Source organism: Bacillus sp. FSL W7-1346 (assembly GCF_038593335.1).
In the GTDB taxonomy this organism is placed as follows: Bacteria; Bacillota; Bacilli; order Bacillales; family Bacillaceae; genus Bacillus; species Bacillus altitudinis.
Genome location: NZ_CP151988.1, coordinates 2,976,906 through 2,991,687 on the forward strand (window position 1 = coordinate 2,976,906; position 14,782 = coordinate 2,991,687).

Consider the following 14,782-nt stretch of genomic DNA (forward strand, 5'->3'; position numbering starts at 1 on the left):
TTCCTCCTTTTATTTTTTCTTTAAAAAGTCTTCCCATTCTTGATCAAATGACGTGTGCATGGGTTCTTCCATGTTCGGTGCCGTGTTTGGCTCCATATAGGATGATCTACCTGATGATTCCTTTGCAGATTCACCATTAATCATCTTCCAGCCAAAGTAGAGAAGTACTCCAGCAAATGCGATTCCGAGTAAAAATGGCAGCGACTGTGCGACGAGCAATACACCGATAATAGTGAGTATGACCCCAGTTGTTTTACTGCCTTTATCATATTTTTTGACACCTACATAAATGAGCCACGCCCCAATCAAAGTCGGGATCAGCCCGCCCAATGAACCACCAAAGAAGATGGATAAACCGATAAACATCAGGATTGAACCGATGATGGTTTTACTTGTGATTTTCATCTTCATGCCTCCTTTCTTGCTCCTTGCTTTCACTATAGTCAAAAAAGGAAGCTGGCAAAACGTGTCGTAGATTGATCTTTGATTGCGACCAGAGTCGTAACATGGCTCAGACTGAGCGGTTGAATCTATAGAAAAAGCACTCTTCGACTAGAAGAGTGCTCAGATTATTGACAAAGCGCTAAAATGAACTTGATTTTAGCCCTTTGTCTTCTTTTCAGTGTAATAGAAGACCTTTGCAGTCTAGGAAGAACAGTTACTTTTGCGGAGCGAATTGGACATCCGTGAGCACCGGCACGCAGGACTGACAAAGAATGCGAGGGTTTGTCTACACGCTGAACACTCTTCGACTAGAAGAGTGCTTTTCCTCATTTAGAACGAAACACGTCTGCACTTCGTTCATATTCAACATCCGCTTCACCGAGCCGATGATTCACAATACGGGCGACAGCAAATAAATAGTCGGATAGACGGTTCACATATATGAGCGTAACTGCTGGAATTTCCTCCTGCTTTGCGAGTGTCACAATATGCCGCTCGGCTCTCCTGACGACTGTTCGCGCTACATGTAAGAGGGCAGCACCTTCCTGGCCGCCAGGTAAAATAAATTTAGTCAGCGGTGCGGCTTCTTCTACATACACGTCCATTCGCTTTTCAAGGACTGTGACAGATTCTTCTTTTAACTTGCCTTCTTTCGGTGGTTTCACCGCTGCCAAATCACCGCCGCAGTCAAACAGCTCATGCTGAATGACCATTAGCTCAGATAGAATATCTTGAAACAATTCGCCATGCTGCCTTAAGTTTGCATGGGCTAGTCCAATCAAACTATTCGCCTCATCTAATGTACCGTACGCTTCTACTCTTGCGTCATCTTTATCAGCCCGCCCGCCAATCAAGCCTGTTTGACCTTGATCTCCGGTTTTTGTATAAAGTTTCATTGAGGTTCCCCCTTATCCATTGCTTGTTCCTTTTAGTATACCCTGAAGTGGAAAAGATGTATTTGTTTTATTATGAAACACTTTTATTCAAAACCTCTTCATTTCCACTTTATTTGTTGAATGATGAAACATCACATTTTATAATAAATGAAAGCGCTTTTTAATTATGACAGATGGGTGGGATGATAGATGACTTTACAAAACAAAGTAGCAATCATTACAGGTGCAAGCAGAGGGATTGGCCGCGCCATTGCGGAGGCATTTGTCTCTGAAGGAGCTAAAGTGGTGCTGAACGGAACGAATGAAGTGCTATTGCAAGACGTTTGCTCCTCTCTGAATAAAGAAGAGACACGCGCTGTTTCTGTCGTTGGTGATGCTAGTTTACCAGCGACAGCTGCCTCCCTCGTTGAGAAGGCAAAAAACCATTTCGGACAGATTGATATATTGGTCAACAATGCTGGAATCAATTTGCGGAAATCAACAGTCGATACATCTGTTGATGAATGGAAAAGACTAATTGATATTAATTTGACGGGTACGTTTCTCATGTGTCAAGCAGTCATTCCTGACATGATCAAACAGCAAGGCGGGAAGATTGTCAACATGAGTTCAACTACTGGCAAAACCCCTCATCACAATGCATCACCTGCTTACGGCGTTTCAAAGGCAGGTATCAATTACTTAACGATGCATCTTGCCAAAGAATTAGCAGCACATCACATTCATGTAAATGCTGTCTGTCCTGGGCCAATTGAGACAGACATGAGCAAACAGTGGAGTGATGAATACCGTAGATCTGTTTTAGAAAGAATTCCTCTGAAAACAATTGGAACACCGCAGCAAGTCGCAAACGCCGTCACCTTTTTAGCCTCTGATCAGTCAGATTTCATCACAGGGGAAACCATCAATATGAATGGCGGAACGTATATGAACTAAAGAAAGAGCCTCCATTGGAAGGCTCTTTCACTTTTACTATCGGTTCTCTCTCGTACCAGAAAGCATGATTGCCTGCCGAATGGCTTCTTCCATACTCGCAGAATCAGCCTTTCCTGTTCCTGCAATATCAAATGCTGTCCCATGATCGACACTTGTACGGATTATAGGCAATCCAACTGTAATATTAACGCCTGATTCTAAGCCAAGCACCTTGATTGGTCCATGCCCTTGATCATGATACATCGCCACAACGATATCAAAGTCGCCTCTTGTCGCCCTAAAGAACAGTGTATCAGCTGGTAGCGGGCCAAATACTTGAACCCCTTCATCCTGTGCTCGTTCTACCGCTGGAATGATCTTCTCCTCTTCTTCTCCGTTTCCAAACAGACCATTCTCCCCGGCATGTGGATTAATCCCGCACACAGCAATTCTAGGTGCAGGGATACCAGACCGAACGAGGGTATCATGAGCCAGTTTAATCGTTGTGTATACACGCTCAGGATTGATTTTTAAGATGGCATCCATTAATCCGATATGTGTCGTCACATGCACCACTTTTAAATTAGGAGCTGCCAGCATCATGGCATAATCGTCCGTACCTGTCAGGTCAGCTAAAATTTCTGTATGCCCTGGATACATATGACCAGCCTTATGAAGTGCTTCCTTGTTTAACGGTGCTGTACAAATGCCGTCAATTCTACGGTCATTCGCAAGTGTAATGGCTTTTTCAAGATAGCGAAAAGCGGCATTCCCTGCTTCTTTTGAAATCTCTCCTACTGGAATATCACTTGTTAATAGATGAAGATCAAGACAAGGAACGGCACCAGCTTTTACTTGTTCCGCTTCCTCCGGTTCTTTAATACTGACAATCTCCACATCTGTATTCACAAAATCTTTCGCCCTATTTAATATATGGGTGTCTCCAATGACAAATAGAACGGCTTCTTCATGTAAACGGCTTTGCTGGAAGGCTTTTAAAATAATTTCAGGACCAACCCCAGAAGCATCTCCCATCGTTACAGCAATGATTGGTTTTGCCATTCGTCTACCCCCTCTATGTTTTTCAACACTTCAACCGCATGGAGCACAGAATCTTTTTGACCATATGCCCCTGCTTTTGTGACCGCATATACACTCGTATCAACGAGCCGCCCAAGCGGGATGCCGGGTTCAATTTCTTTCAACAGCTGAATCCCGCCTGCTCCAAGCTCATGGCATATCGCACGCGCCGTATCTCCACCAGTTAAAAAAAGGCGTTTCATCCCTGTTAATTCAACAATGTCTTTTGTGATCTTACCAAGACAGACAGATAAGGTACTTCCTACTTCTTGTCTTGTCATGCCATTCGCTTCACCGTATGCCAACATCTGTTCAACCATTTCTGGCCTTGCGTCTGTATAAAGGAGAATATCTTCATCCTGACGCATGAGCAACTGATCCATGACTGATTTCCTTTCCCATGCTTCACGGCCGTTTAATACATTCAACGGGTTCACTTTCACCTCGAGACAATCGTGTTTTTCTCTTAAAAAAGCAAACTGCTCATTTGTTTTTTGAGAAGCACTTCCTGAAACGATGAGAACAGATTCATGCTTTTTTGCATGAGAAAGATTGCGGTGTTTCGCGACATAGGATGATAATGCGCCAGCGAGTCCGGCTGACCCGACCCAAAGCACTCTTTGATTGATCTTCATAAACAAATCAACGATCTGTGTTAAATCATTGTTCGTTTCTGCATCACACACAAACCATTGATGACCATGTTTTAATAAAGATGAAACGTCATGACTCGTTTCGTTTAGCTCTGAATAGACCGCTTGCTGCGAAAGATGTTTTGGCTTGATGTTTGTCTGCTCGTCAATTAAGTCTGAAATACTGGATGTCAGGACAGGCGTTTTTGGGTCCTTCGCTGCTTCTGATAGATGAACAGGCACACCCTCCACATAATGAATCCCATAGGCCGTAGATCTATTCGCATCGGGGTAAGCGGGGGCAATGACTGCGCAATCAAACCGGCCAAGATCCATTAGTGCCTGAAGCTCTACTCCTATATTTCCTCTTAACGTTGAATCTATTTTTTTAAAGAAAAGGTGCGAATCTCCTTGTAGAAACGGCTGAACCACTTGACTGACCTCATTATACGCTCTTTCAGAAGACATACTTCGTGAGTCTGTATCGACAATCAGTACATCTTCCTCCTTGTACCGGCTCATATCCTCAAATGACGGCTGGAACAGCACAGAGGCTTTTAAACCGGCCTTCACAAATTGAACACCTGTATCACTTGCGCCTGTTAAATCATCAGCCACAATGATCACCTTTTGCTCTAAGTTCGCTCCTTTTTTTAATAGATCGTTTGTCATTTAGACACCTCGGTCTCATTGCATATTATTCCTTTAACTTTCTCCACAGCGTCGTGCGGTTAATATTCAGCCGCTTTGCTGCTTTTGATTGATTCATATTTTCTTCTTCCAGTACCGTCCGAATGATTCGTCTTTCAATCTCGTCAAGCGTGCCATGTAAATAGCTGGACAGCTGTTTTTCTTCATTCTCAGAAGCAAGTTGCTCAATTGCCGGCTTTGCTTTACTCAACGTGATATATCCACTTTTTGTTGTCAGCACCAGTTCCTCCATAATCCGCTTGAACTGCCGGACATTTTCTCTAAATCGCTCGTTTTGAAAGGCTGCAATCACATCTGCTGACAGCCCAACAACCTGCGTCCCATAAAGAGAATTTAATTCAGCTATAAATAACCGGCTCATATCCTCAATATCTTCTGCCCGTTCAGATAACGGCGGGACATGAATGACGAGCTCCTGCAAACACGTGTATAGGTCTTCATGAAACGCCCCAGATTGCATCAATTTGAACAAATCAACTGTAGATGCAGCCATCCAGCGAATGTTCTGCTGATGATGAATAAGCTGCTCGGCCATAATGGGCTGCATAGCCATTGGGACACGATCAATATCCTTCAGAAAGATCGTCCCTTTTTGATGCACCGGAATTATGTTTACATCATCTAATTCAGTCAAACGGCTGCAATGCACCGTCATAAAGCTCTCATTTTTCCTCTCGCTCATTTGGTGAATAGCAAAAGCTAGGCTTGATTTACCAGTTCCTTGTTCACCATAAAGACAAATCGATCGATCTGTTTGGCTGAACGCCTTTGCCCTTTTAATCACATCTTTCATATTTGAACTCTGCTCAGTAAAAAGAGCAAATGGATGTGCTGAATGAACAGGTGCAGCCAGCGTCCATATACGCTGCCCCTCCCTATTAATCACAGCAGAAGGCTTCTCAATCGTCAAAAGCAGCTCACCTTTAGATAATAAGCTTCCTTTGACATGCCACACTTGCTGCTGAAAGGAGAGTTGAGAATATCCATTTTGTTTTCCTTCTCGAACTGCTTTTACTGCTGGTTCAAGCGCCGGGCACCAATCCATCACATCAACATGAGACGTAAACGGTGCAAATAACCCTTTTTCTGTCCATTCTTTCATTTGCTGATTGATAAAATAAAGCTGATTGTGCTGATCAATGATCAGCATCCCTTTTGACTCTTGGTCAATCATTTCACGAAAGAGGCGCTGCTCAGCTGTCGCCTCTTTATATAAACGGTACATTTGTTTTGCTTGATGAAACGCTTCTTTGACAGATTCACGTCCTGAGGTAATGAGCATGCTTTGCATCCCCAGCTCCTTGGCCGCTTTATCTGTAATCACATCACCCAGTACAACCTGTGTCCCTTGCTCCTGTAACTGCTGTAAAAGATCCCACACTTCTTCCTCTTGCTGTATCGTATAAATATCAATTTTGATCCCGTATAACTCTCCGATGGTGCGTACACCATGTGTAATATTTTCAAATCCAACTACTGCTTTTTTCCCTTGGTAATCTTTAATCAGCGTGAGGGCACGAAGCAAGTCGTAGCCTGACACAGGGATATCCACCACTGGAATGTTGACGTGTTTTTGAATAAGCGCAGCTGTCCCCCCGCGGCTCATAATAATATCCATTCCTTGAGCCTCGGCCTGTTCTGCCAGTGCAACACCAGACCTAAGATCTCCGACTTCAAGCTGGAATGTGATGCTTTTTTCGTCTTTGGCAAGGTCGATTAATACATCGCCTAATCCTTTATACGGCGCAATACCTAATACTTTTATATTCATGAAAAGGACCCCCATTTTTTATCTCTTCATCGTGAGACATACGTCGAGGGAGTCCAAATGTTAGCAAATTGGGACAACCCTCCAAACATCAATTATAAATGAAGAAAATGAGGGTTACAATTCACGGAAACACTGATCCCTTGCGGTTAAGACGTGTGATGAGTCCATTCTTCTTTCACACACACATACTTGATGGCCTGCCGGTAAAAAGTAAACGCAATGTGCAGACTACCATCTTTTCCTTCTGTGATGGATGGATAGGAATACTCTCGATTCAATTTGTCCTTTGAGTTGTTTGTCATGGCATATCCATCACCAATTTCAAGGTTACGTCTGATGGGCCATGTCGCACCATCATCCGTCGAGATGGCAAGTGTCATTGGCGCACGAGGTGTTCCCCAAAAGGCTGGACGTGCCTCTGTATCAATGGCCGTGCGTGTATCGCCTTCATCCTCAATCTCATCATATAAGGACGCCCTTCTTTCTGTTTGATCATCCGCATTGATATGGTTATAAACGAGGGCAAGATGACCATTATGGAGCACCGTAAATTGAATGGATGAGTTATTGTTTGGCAGCTCTGTTGCTTTTGGCTCAGACCATGTCCGTCCATGATCCACTGAACGGCTCATATAAATCGAATCAGCAAACCGGCTTCTAAAGAGAGCAAGCAGGGAACCATCCGCACATTTTCCGATATTCATATGAACACAGCCAGTACTGTTGGGCACAGTGACCTCTTCCCAGGTCCTCCCTTGATCTGAGGAAATCTTCACAGCACTGACATCACGGTTTCCTGTCCATTTTACGCCAGGAATCGTTTTACAATAGAACACCGGAAGGAGCCAATCATCATTATCCAATACAACAATAGGCTGTCGTATAAACGTCCCCGGCTGATCAAATAAAGTACCAATCTCTCCCCAAGTCTCTCCTCTATCCTCCGATAAACGATATCTCACAAGAGCTGTATCTTGATTGCCAGAAAGTTGTGCTGTATAAAGCAGCCACAGCCTGCCATCTTTCTCTTGAAAAAGAACTGGATTTTGTTCAGATCGTGTAGAATCATCAGACAGCTTCACAGCCTTCGTCCATTGATTACTTCCTTGCTTGAGCCTTGACATATAGATAGAGATATCAGGAATTCCTTCTTGCGTACCGCCAAACCATACACACAGCAAATCTCCATTATCCAGTTCGATGAGATTAGCCGCATGGTTTTGCACGCAATCTGTTGGTAAAAAGGCTTCTTTTCTAGCTGCGTCTTGTTCATTTTGTCGCAATTTTCCATCTATTTTGATCATGATGTCTTCATTTGTCATCATAATTCTCCTTTCAGTGATTGATCCTTTTTAGCTGGCGGGCTGATCCATCGATCCATCACCAGAACTAGGAAAGGAATGATAATGGCCACATACATATTATCGATTCCAAATGGATTATCGAGTAAATACCACACCGTCGTGGCGATGCCTGAAGCGGCAAGACCAATGGTTGCTCCTCTATTTGAATTAAAGTATGGCAAGTAAAAGCCCATTGCTGCTACAACTGCAATCGATGTTCGAAGTGCTCGTGTAAAAAAGGAAAGTGACAGCAACTCTGGTGCAAGTGCGACCCCCACAAGCGGCACAATCCCAACCATGACGGCTACATACCGAGTCACCTTCATACGCTGCTCTGGTGATGGTTTCTTTTTCGGTACATAAAAGTCATCAATAATCAACGTGGTTGTAGCAAGTGCAACCGTCGAGACACCAACAAAAATGGATGCGACAAGCGATGTTGCCACAATAGCGCTCAAAATCGGATTCATATGCTGTAAAAAGACAGGGAAAGCATAAATAGGATCAATGTCTGGATATAAATAACGGGCTGCGACACCGATGATCCCGATCGCAATGGCAAGCGGCAAACAAAGGAGTGCTGCATACAGGGTCGATTTTTTCGCTTCTCGCTCACTTTTCGACGAGGTGATCGCTTGAATGATAAACTGCGTCGCAAAAATGGCCCCCATGTTTCCTATAAACCAAGCTCCAATCGTTCCCCAACCGATTGTCCCATCCCATGTAAAGAAATGGTCGGGTAATGTTTGTTTCATTGGCTCAAAGCCTTTTGTTAAATAAAGGGCTACCCCTAGTGTAATCAAAATCCCCGCATACTTCACAATTGAATGAAGGATCGTGACCCATGCAACCCCCTTCATTCCTCCGAAAGTAAAATAAAATGTACTCACAACCGCCGTGATGATGGCACAGGTCATTAAAGGAAGACCAAGAATGGATGCAATGGCAGCTGAACCACTTAAATAGTTTCCTAGATTCACCAAGAGCAGGGCTGCAATCATAATGACAGAGACAACAAGCTTTGTTGATTTCCCAAATTTTTGATCAATAATACCTGAAATCGTGTATTGTCCTGTTCGATAAAACTTTCCCACTAAGAAAAAGGAAAAAATAAAAAAAGCAATAGCAACTGTGATAACAGACCATGAAGCGGAAAGTCCGTGTGTAAAAGCAGATTCAGCTGTTCCGACAGTTGACTTCGTCCCAATGAATTCACTCATTAACAAAATACCGACCACAATAGCTGGAAGTGACTTAGCGGCATTGTTAAATTCTGAGTTAGACTTACTACGGAAACGCATCGTCAGCCAGGTCGTAAACAGAATATAGAGAATAATGACGATTAAAATAAATGTGATGACAGAACTACTTAAGACATTCACTTAAAATCCCCCTTTGTGTGCAAGCCGTATGAAGCAACTTCTCATGTCCCATCCCAGTGACGTATGAAGTGTTAAACGTGGAGCAGTTTCATGTAGACCTGTTCAATATCAGAGACAGACATCGGCTTCGGGTTGTTATCCATTAATCTCTTCACCTCTGAAGCAGCTTCAGCAAGTGCCGGTACATCTTCTTTTGACACACCGAAGGCTTTGAGTTGTTGAGGAATGTGTAAATCCGCTGTCCACTCTTCAATTTGACGAATCACTTGCTCCGCAAGCGTATGCTTTGAGCCTTTCTCTTCGATCCCTATCACTCTAGCAATATCTTCAAGTCGATCTTTGATATGATCTGCATTAAACGCCGTGACATGAGGAAGCAGCATGGAATTAGCGACACCGTGTGAAATTTTGTATTTCCCCCCTAACGGATAAGCCATTGCATGAACCGCAGCAGTTCCGGCACTTGTGAGCGCCATTCCCCCATACATGGCACCAATCAGCATATCTTCCCTTGCCTTCATGTTATCCCCGTGATGATAGGCCTCCTGAATACTTCCTGAAATGAGCCTCATCGATTCGAGTGCAAACATATCACTAAATGGATTGGCTTTATTTGAAATATACGATTCAAGCGCATGCGTAAACGCATCCATCCCTGTAGCTGCGGTAATGGCTTTTGGCAATTTGAGTGTCAGTGAGGGATCTAAGATCACAAGATCAGGCAAAAGGTATGGGCTGACCATGCCAATTTTTAATTCTTTTTCCGGAAAGGTAACAATCGCGTTTGGTGTCACTTCTGATCCCGTACCTGAGGTTGTTGGAATGAGAATCGTTGGAACTCCTCTTTTTTTAACAAGGTTCGTGCCAACGAGATCAGAAATTGGCTGATCATTCGTCTTTAGAACGGCTAATATTTTGGCCGCATCCAGCACACTCCCGCCACCAATCCCAATAACGGCTTCATGCTCCCCTTTTAAAAATGTCTGGAAGACGTCCTCGATATTTTCTTCCGTTGGTTCAGGCTTAATCTCTGTGCTGATCTCACTCGCAATCCCTTTTTTCGCAAGTTCTGTTTTGATTTGATCTGCGTAACCAAGAGACACGATGGATGGCTGCGTTAAAATAAAAATCGATCTCAACTTGCTAAGTCCTAATAGCTCTAGTTTCTCCCCAAGGAGCTCTAGAGAGTGGGCGCCAGAAACAATGTGTGATGCCGTTTGAAAGTGATAATGTGATATTGTCATCTCTTCACGACTCCTTTGCTGCTTTTGCTTGTATCCGATAATTCTCCATCATGTTCGCCACAGCTTCTAAAGCCTCGCCGGATAATGCTTTGACCGGGCTTTTTGGCGGACCTACAGGAATCCCTGAAAGTTCAGCAGCTTTTTTCAAAGGTGCTGGTAACGTTCCTAATGTGAATGTCGCTCTTAACGGCTGCAGCTGCTGCTGACATTGCTCACTTTGGTCAAGATTTCCTTGCAGAAACGATTCATAAATGCCAACGACGGTTTTGGGAAGCACATTTGCCGTTGCCGCCACTGCACCTGTTCCGCCTAGCTTCAATGTCTCTAAAATGAGGGAATCCGTTCCTGCAAGCACCACAAACTCTTCATCCTTTGTGACATCGAGATACGCTTTGATATTGGCAATATCTCCACTACTGTCTTTAATACCTAACACATTCGGTAGGACGCTGAGCCTTGCAACCGTCTCTGGCGCAAGTGACACACCTGTTCTTGATGGAATGTTATAAAGTAAAATGGGGATGGTCACATTCTCTGAAATATGACGAAAATGCTCATACAGCTCCTCTTGTGATGGCGCAACAAAATAAGGGGTGATAACCGACAAGACATCTACGCCTAAATCTGCGAACTTGTTTGACAGCTTAATGGTTGCCTCAGTGCTATTCTCACCTGCTCCCATGTATACAGGCACCCTGCCGCCCGCAGCCTTTACAACAGTTTCAGCAATTTGAAGCTTTTCTTCCTCTGAAAACAAATGAAATTCGCCGTTTGTCCCTAAAGCAAAGATGCCGTGCACACCTGAGTCAATTAAATGATCAATAAGTTGCTTTGTCACTTCTGGATGAAAATGCTCTTCTTCTGTAAGCGGTGTCAAAATAGCTGGAATGATTCCTTGAATGTTCAAATGATCCTCCCCTTCTGATTGTTGCATTTTTAAACAATTAATTATTAAAACGCTTTCATTATTCTTATTATAAAAGCAATATGATTTATTTAGCAACATTTTTTTCGTTTTTTTCAAATATTCAGTGGATGACATAAGTAGATGTTGATGTTTTCAACAAAAAAAGTGAACCAGCCGGTTCACTTTTTCATAGCATTCAATGTATGAAGAAGATGCTTCACTTTCAGTCTGACTCTTTCATGTAAATGAGCAGTATGCTCCTTTTCTTCTGCATTGGCAGCAGCGATACAAAGATGATGTACCTGGATACTTGTCTCTTGTTTAATGAAGTGCATCAGCTCGCCCATTAGCTGGACAGACGCACCATCTGATATCGTTCCTTTCAGCACAAGCCAAACGGTCAGCTCTCCTTCTTGATGCATCCCGTAAAGAAGGACATCTTCCTCGTCATCTTCAGCGGCGTATTGCTTTGGCCCATCAGATTGACCAAGAAATAAGTACCCTTCCTCATCATCCAGCATGTCATGGAGTGCTTCAGTTCCCGTTCCAAGGGACCGTGTCCAAAAGAAACCCCCGCTTTTCTCATGTGATGAAAGGATGCGCAATGGCTGATGAGTAGAAAATGTCATTCCGTTTGCGCCATATGTTTTCCACCCATCCGCTAAGTTCAGTCTTGAATGTTCAGAGATGGACGCAGGTTCAATTACCAGCTGAGGGTTTGCCCGCAGTGGATGTTGAAGAGGTGTTACATCTGTTTCATACACCCGGTTCACCCGTTCGGTGGTCAACACATGATGCGGTTCTCCCAGCATGTCCGTCTTTCCTTCATTCAGCAAAAGCAGACGGTCACAATACAAACTGGCAATGTTCACATCATGAAACACACCGATCACCGTTAAGTTAGAGGAAGCGGTCTCTTGTTTAATCAAATCGAGTAACTCTTTTTGATAGGCTAAATCAAGAAAACTGGTTGGCTCATCCAGCAATAAATAGTCAGGGCACTGAGCCAGCGCTTGAGCTAAGTAAACCCGCTGCTGTTCTCCACCGCTTAACTCATGGATGGATTGATCCTTAAATTGAGCAATATCTGTTTGGTCCATCACCTTGCTGACAATCTCGATATCTTCTTTCGTAACAGATTGCAGCCACCCTTTCTGATAAGGATAACGCCCGAACTGGACCGTTTCTTCCACTGTAAATGAAAAGGCTTGATCGGTCTTCTGGGGAAGAACCGCCAATTTTTGCGCAAGTGCCTTTGGCCGGTAGGATTGAACTGGATGGCCATCTAGTGTTACTTGGCCGCTCTCAGGTGCTAAAATACCTGCGATCATTTTAAGCAGTGTCGTCTTACCGCTCCCATTTGGACCAAGGATGCCGAGGAATTCCCCTCGCTCCACTTCAAAACTCACGCCGTGAATGACCTCTTTTTCTCCATATCCTCCTCTAACTTCCTTCACTTGAATCATAGATGCGTCCCTCCTCTATATCTGCGAATGAGGATGATGCCAAAGACAGGTGCACCAATTAACGCTGTAATGATGCCAATAGGCAATTCAGTCGGTTCAATGATCGTACGGGAGAGCACATCTGCTAAAACGAGAAAGGAAGCACCATTCAGCATCGACAAAGGCAGCAAATGACGATGATCCGTAATGGATAAAAGACGGATAAAATGCGGAATCACCAGTCCTACAAATCCGATCGTTCCTGACACAGCCACCGCACTTCCAGTCAGAATTGAACCAGCAAGCAACACCACATATTTGCTCCGTTTCACATGAACCCCTAACAGTTTTGCCTTTTCTTCGCCATATGTCATCACATTTAAATCTCTTCCCATCAAGATCAATGCAAATGTACCAATGAGGAAAAAAGGAAGGAAAAGAGCAATATATCGCCAGCCTCTCATAGACACACTGCCTAGAAGCCAATGAATAATCTCTTTTAAATCATCACCTGTTAACGCAATCATTAATGAAATGAGCGCTCCTAAAAAAGAGCTAAAGATGACCCCCGTCAAAATTAAAGAAGAAATGCTCATTCCTCGGTGAACCAGACGGGCAAAAAAGAGGACGAGACATAGTGTGACAAGCGCTGTTGTCATACTCAAAAAAGGCAGTGTAAAACTGCCAAGCAAAGGAAACTGCAAACTGAAAAACAATGTGGCTACAGCCCCCACAGATGCCCCTTGAGATACCCCAAGTGTATAAGGGTCAGCGAGAGGATTTTTTAATAAACCTTGAAAGGCTGCACCAGATAACGCCAGAGCTGCTCCGACTAACGCCGCTAATATCACTCTCGGCAGCCGGATATTCATCATAATATTGCGGTCAATTGCATCAATGGTTCCGGCCTCGATTCCAAATACTTCATGAACAAAGATCCGAAGTATAGAAGGAATGGGAATCCCTAAACTGCCAAATGAGATTCCCATTCCAATGCTCACCACAAGAAGTAAAACACTTGCTGTGTATGCGATGATGATTTTATTTGAACGTGTCAGGATAGATACTTTTCGCAAGAGCCTCCACTCCTTCAACCAATCGCGGTCCCGGTCGTGATGCCAGATCCGTATTCAATTGAAAGACTTGTTTTTCTTTGACTGCTTTGATCGCCTTCCAGCCGTCTCTTTTTTTCAGATCAGCTAAGCTTGCGCCATCAATCGTAACAATAGCATCAGGATTTCGTTTAATAATTGATTCTTCCGTCATTTGCACCCAGCCTGTTTGGTCGCCAGCAGCATTTTTTGCATGAATGACAGACAACATTTCGTCCATAAACGTTTGTTTACCTGTTGTATAAATTTCAGGTGCACCTGATACTTCGACAAAAACTGTTTTTTGTTTGTCTTTGGAGATGGATTCTGCTTGTTTTTTGATGTCATTCAGTTTTGATTTCATCTCATCTACAAGCTTCGTTGATGCCTCTTTTACGCCAGCTGCTTCACCAATCATATTAATAGACTTATACACATCTTTGAAGGAAGCTGCATCATTAACAGTCAGCACTTGAATACCTGCATCTTCAAGCTGTTTAAATCCGTCTTTTGAGCTCATTTGTGATGCATGTGCTAAGACAAGATCAGGTTTTAAGGAAATAACCTTCTCTACATTGAAATCAAGACCGCCAATCTTCTCGACCTTTTCTACTTCCTTTGGATAGTTGTCAAAATCTGATCTACCCACGATTTTATCTCCAAGGCCAAGGGCATAGGCAACCTCTGTATTACTTGGAATTAACGAAACAATTCGTTTAGGCTGTTCTTTGATTTCAACTGTTTTACCAGCTGCATCTTTGATGGATACAGGAAATGCGGCAGCCGCTGTCTCTTTAGGCTTTGAACTGTTTGTTTTTTGGTCCGTTTCCGCACCTGCACACCCTGCTAAAACACCGATCACAAGTAACAATGATAGCCAAATACCAGTTAACTTCTTCATCAATAAACCCCCTGCTTTAT

The 14,782-nt window shown here is 43.5% G+C and carries 13 protein-coding genes; 1 reads left to right on the forward strand and 12 read right to left on the reverse strand.

Annotated features, from left to right (window positions below; translation table 11 throughout):
- Window positions 1-9: 9 nt before the first annotated feature.
- Both NST09_RS15495 and NST09_RS15500 read right to left on the reverse strand, forming a co-directional pair.
- Window positions 10-405, reverse strand: coding sequence for a membrane protein (locus NST09_RS15495; protein WP_019744034.1), 396 nt, complete (start codon window positions 403-405; stop codon window positions 10-12).
- Window positions 406-770: 365 nt separating this feature from the next.
- Window positions 771-1,340, reverse strand: coding sequence for a cob(I)yrinic acid a,c-diamide adenosyltransferase (locus NST09_RS15500; protein WP_017359267.1), 570 nt, complete (start codon window positions 1,338-1,340; stop codon window positions 771-773).
- 189 nt (window positions 1,341-1,529) lie between these two features.
- Between NST09_RS15500 and NST09_RS15505 the strand changes: the two genes are divergently transcribed.
- A complete protein-coding gene (locus tag NST09_RS15505) occupies window positions 1,530-2,276 on the forward strand; it encodes a 3-oxoacyl-ACP reductase family protein (RefSeq protein WP_048002142.1) in 747 nt (248 codons plus the stop codon).
- Window positions 2,277-2,312: 36 nt separating this feature from the next.
- Here NST09_RS15505 and pdxA read toward each other — a convergent pair whose 3' ends face one another.
- The 10 genes from pdxA to NST09_RS15555 all read right to left on the reverse strand — a co-directional run bounded on the left by pdxA (window position 2,313) and on the right by NST09_RS15555 (window position 14,762).
- Window positions 2,313-3,317 carry a 4-hydroxythreonine-4-phosphate dehydrogenase PdxA gene (pdxA, locus tag NST09_RS15510; protein WP_019743886.1) on the reverse strand — a complete coding sequence of 335 codons (1,005 nt, stop codon included), beginning with the start codon at window positions 3,315-3,317 and terminating at the stop codon, window positions 2,313-2,315.
- A complete protein-coding gene (locus NST09_RS15515) occupies window positions 3,293-4,639 on the reverse strand; it encodes a four-carbon acid sugar kinase family protein (protein WP_265784922.1) in 1,347 nt (448 codons plus the stop codon). Before NST09_RS15515 ends, pdxA begins: the two co-directional genes overlap by 25 nt.
- 25 nt (window positions 4,640-4,664) lie before the next feature.
- Complete coding sequence (locus NST09_RS15520) at window positions 4,665-6,449, reverse strand: sigma-54-dependent Fis family transcriptional regulator (protein WP_196297681.1); 1,785 nt, start codon at window positions 6,447-6,449, stop codon at window positions 4,665-4,667.
- Between the two features lie 146 nt (window positions 6,450-6,595).
- A complete protein-coding gene (locus NST09_RS15525) occupies window positions 6,596-7,771 on the reverse strand; it encodes an exo-alpha-sialidase (protein WP_048002138.1) in 1,176 nt (391 codons plus the stop codon).
- Window positions 7,771-9,174, reverse strand: coding sequence for a sodium:solute symporter family protein (locus NST09_RS15530; RefSeq protein WP_025207958.1), 1,404 nt, complete (start codon window positions 9,172-9,174; stop codon window positions 7,771-7,773). Before NST09_RS15530 ends, NST09_RS15525 begins: the two co-directional genes overlap by 1 nt.
- 71 nt (window positions 9,175-9,245) lie before the next feature.
- Window positions 9,246-10,418 carry an iron-containing alcohol dehydrogenase gene (locus NST09_RS15535; RefSeq protein ID WP_181891200.1) on the reverse strand — a complete coding sequence of 391 codons (1,173 nt, stop codon included), beginning with the start codon at window positions 10,416-10,418 and terminating at the stop codon, window positions 9,246-9,248.
- Between the two features lie 4 nt (window positions 10,419-10,422).
- Window positions 10,423-11,325, reverse strand: coding sequence for a 4-hydroxy-tetrahydrodipicolinate synthase (gene dapA, locus NST09_RS15540; RefSeq protein WP_181891199.1), 903 nt, complete (start codon window positions 11,323-11,325; stop codon window positions 10,423-10,425).
- Between the two features lie 179 nt (window positions 11,326-11,504).
- Window positions 11,505-12,791 carry a heme ABC transporter ATP-binding protein gene (locus tag NST09_RS15545; RefSeq protein WP_342493089.1) on the reverse strand — a complete coding sequence of 429 codons (1,287 nt, stop codon included), beginning with the start codon at window positions 12,789-12,791 and terminating at the stop codon, window positions 11,505-11,507.
- The gene (locus NST09_RS15550) at window positions 12,788-13,846 is read right to left on the reverse strand and encodes an iron ABC transporter permease (protein WP_342493090.1); all 1,059 of its coding nucleotides are present in this window, start codon (window positions 13,844-13,846) and stop codon (window positions 12,788-12,790) included. The genes NST09_RS15545 and NST09_RS15550 overlap by 4 nt, the downstream gene beginning before the upstream one ends.
- The gene (locus NST09_RS15555; RefSeq protein WP_045034579.1) at window positions 13,812-14,762 is read right to left on the reverse strand and encodes an ABC transporter substrate-binding protein; all 951 of its coding nucleotides are present in this window, start codon (window positions 14,760-14,762) and stop codon (window positions 13,812-13,814) included. The genes NST09_RS15550 and NST09_RS15555 overlap by 35 nt, the downstream gene beginning before the upstream one ends.
- Between the last annotated feature and the right edge of the window lie 20 nt (window positions 14,763-14,782).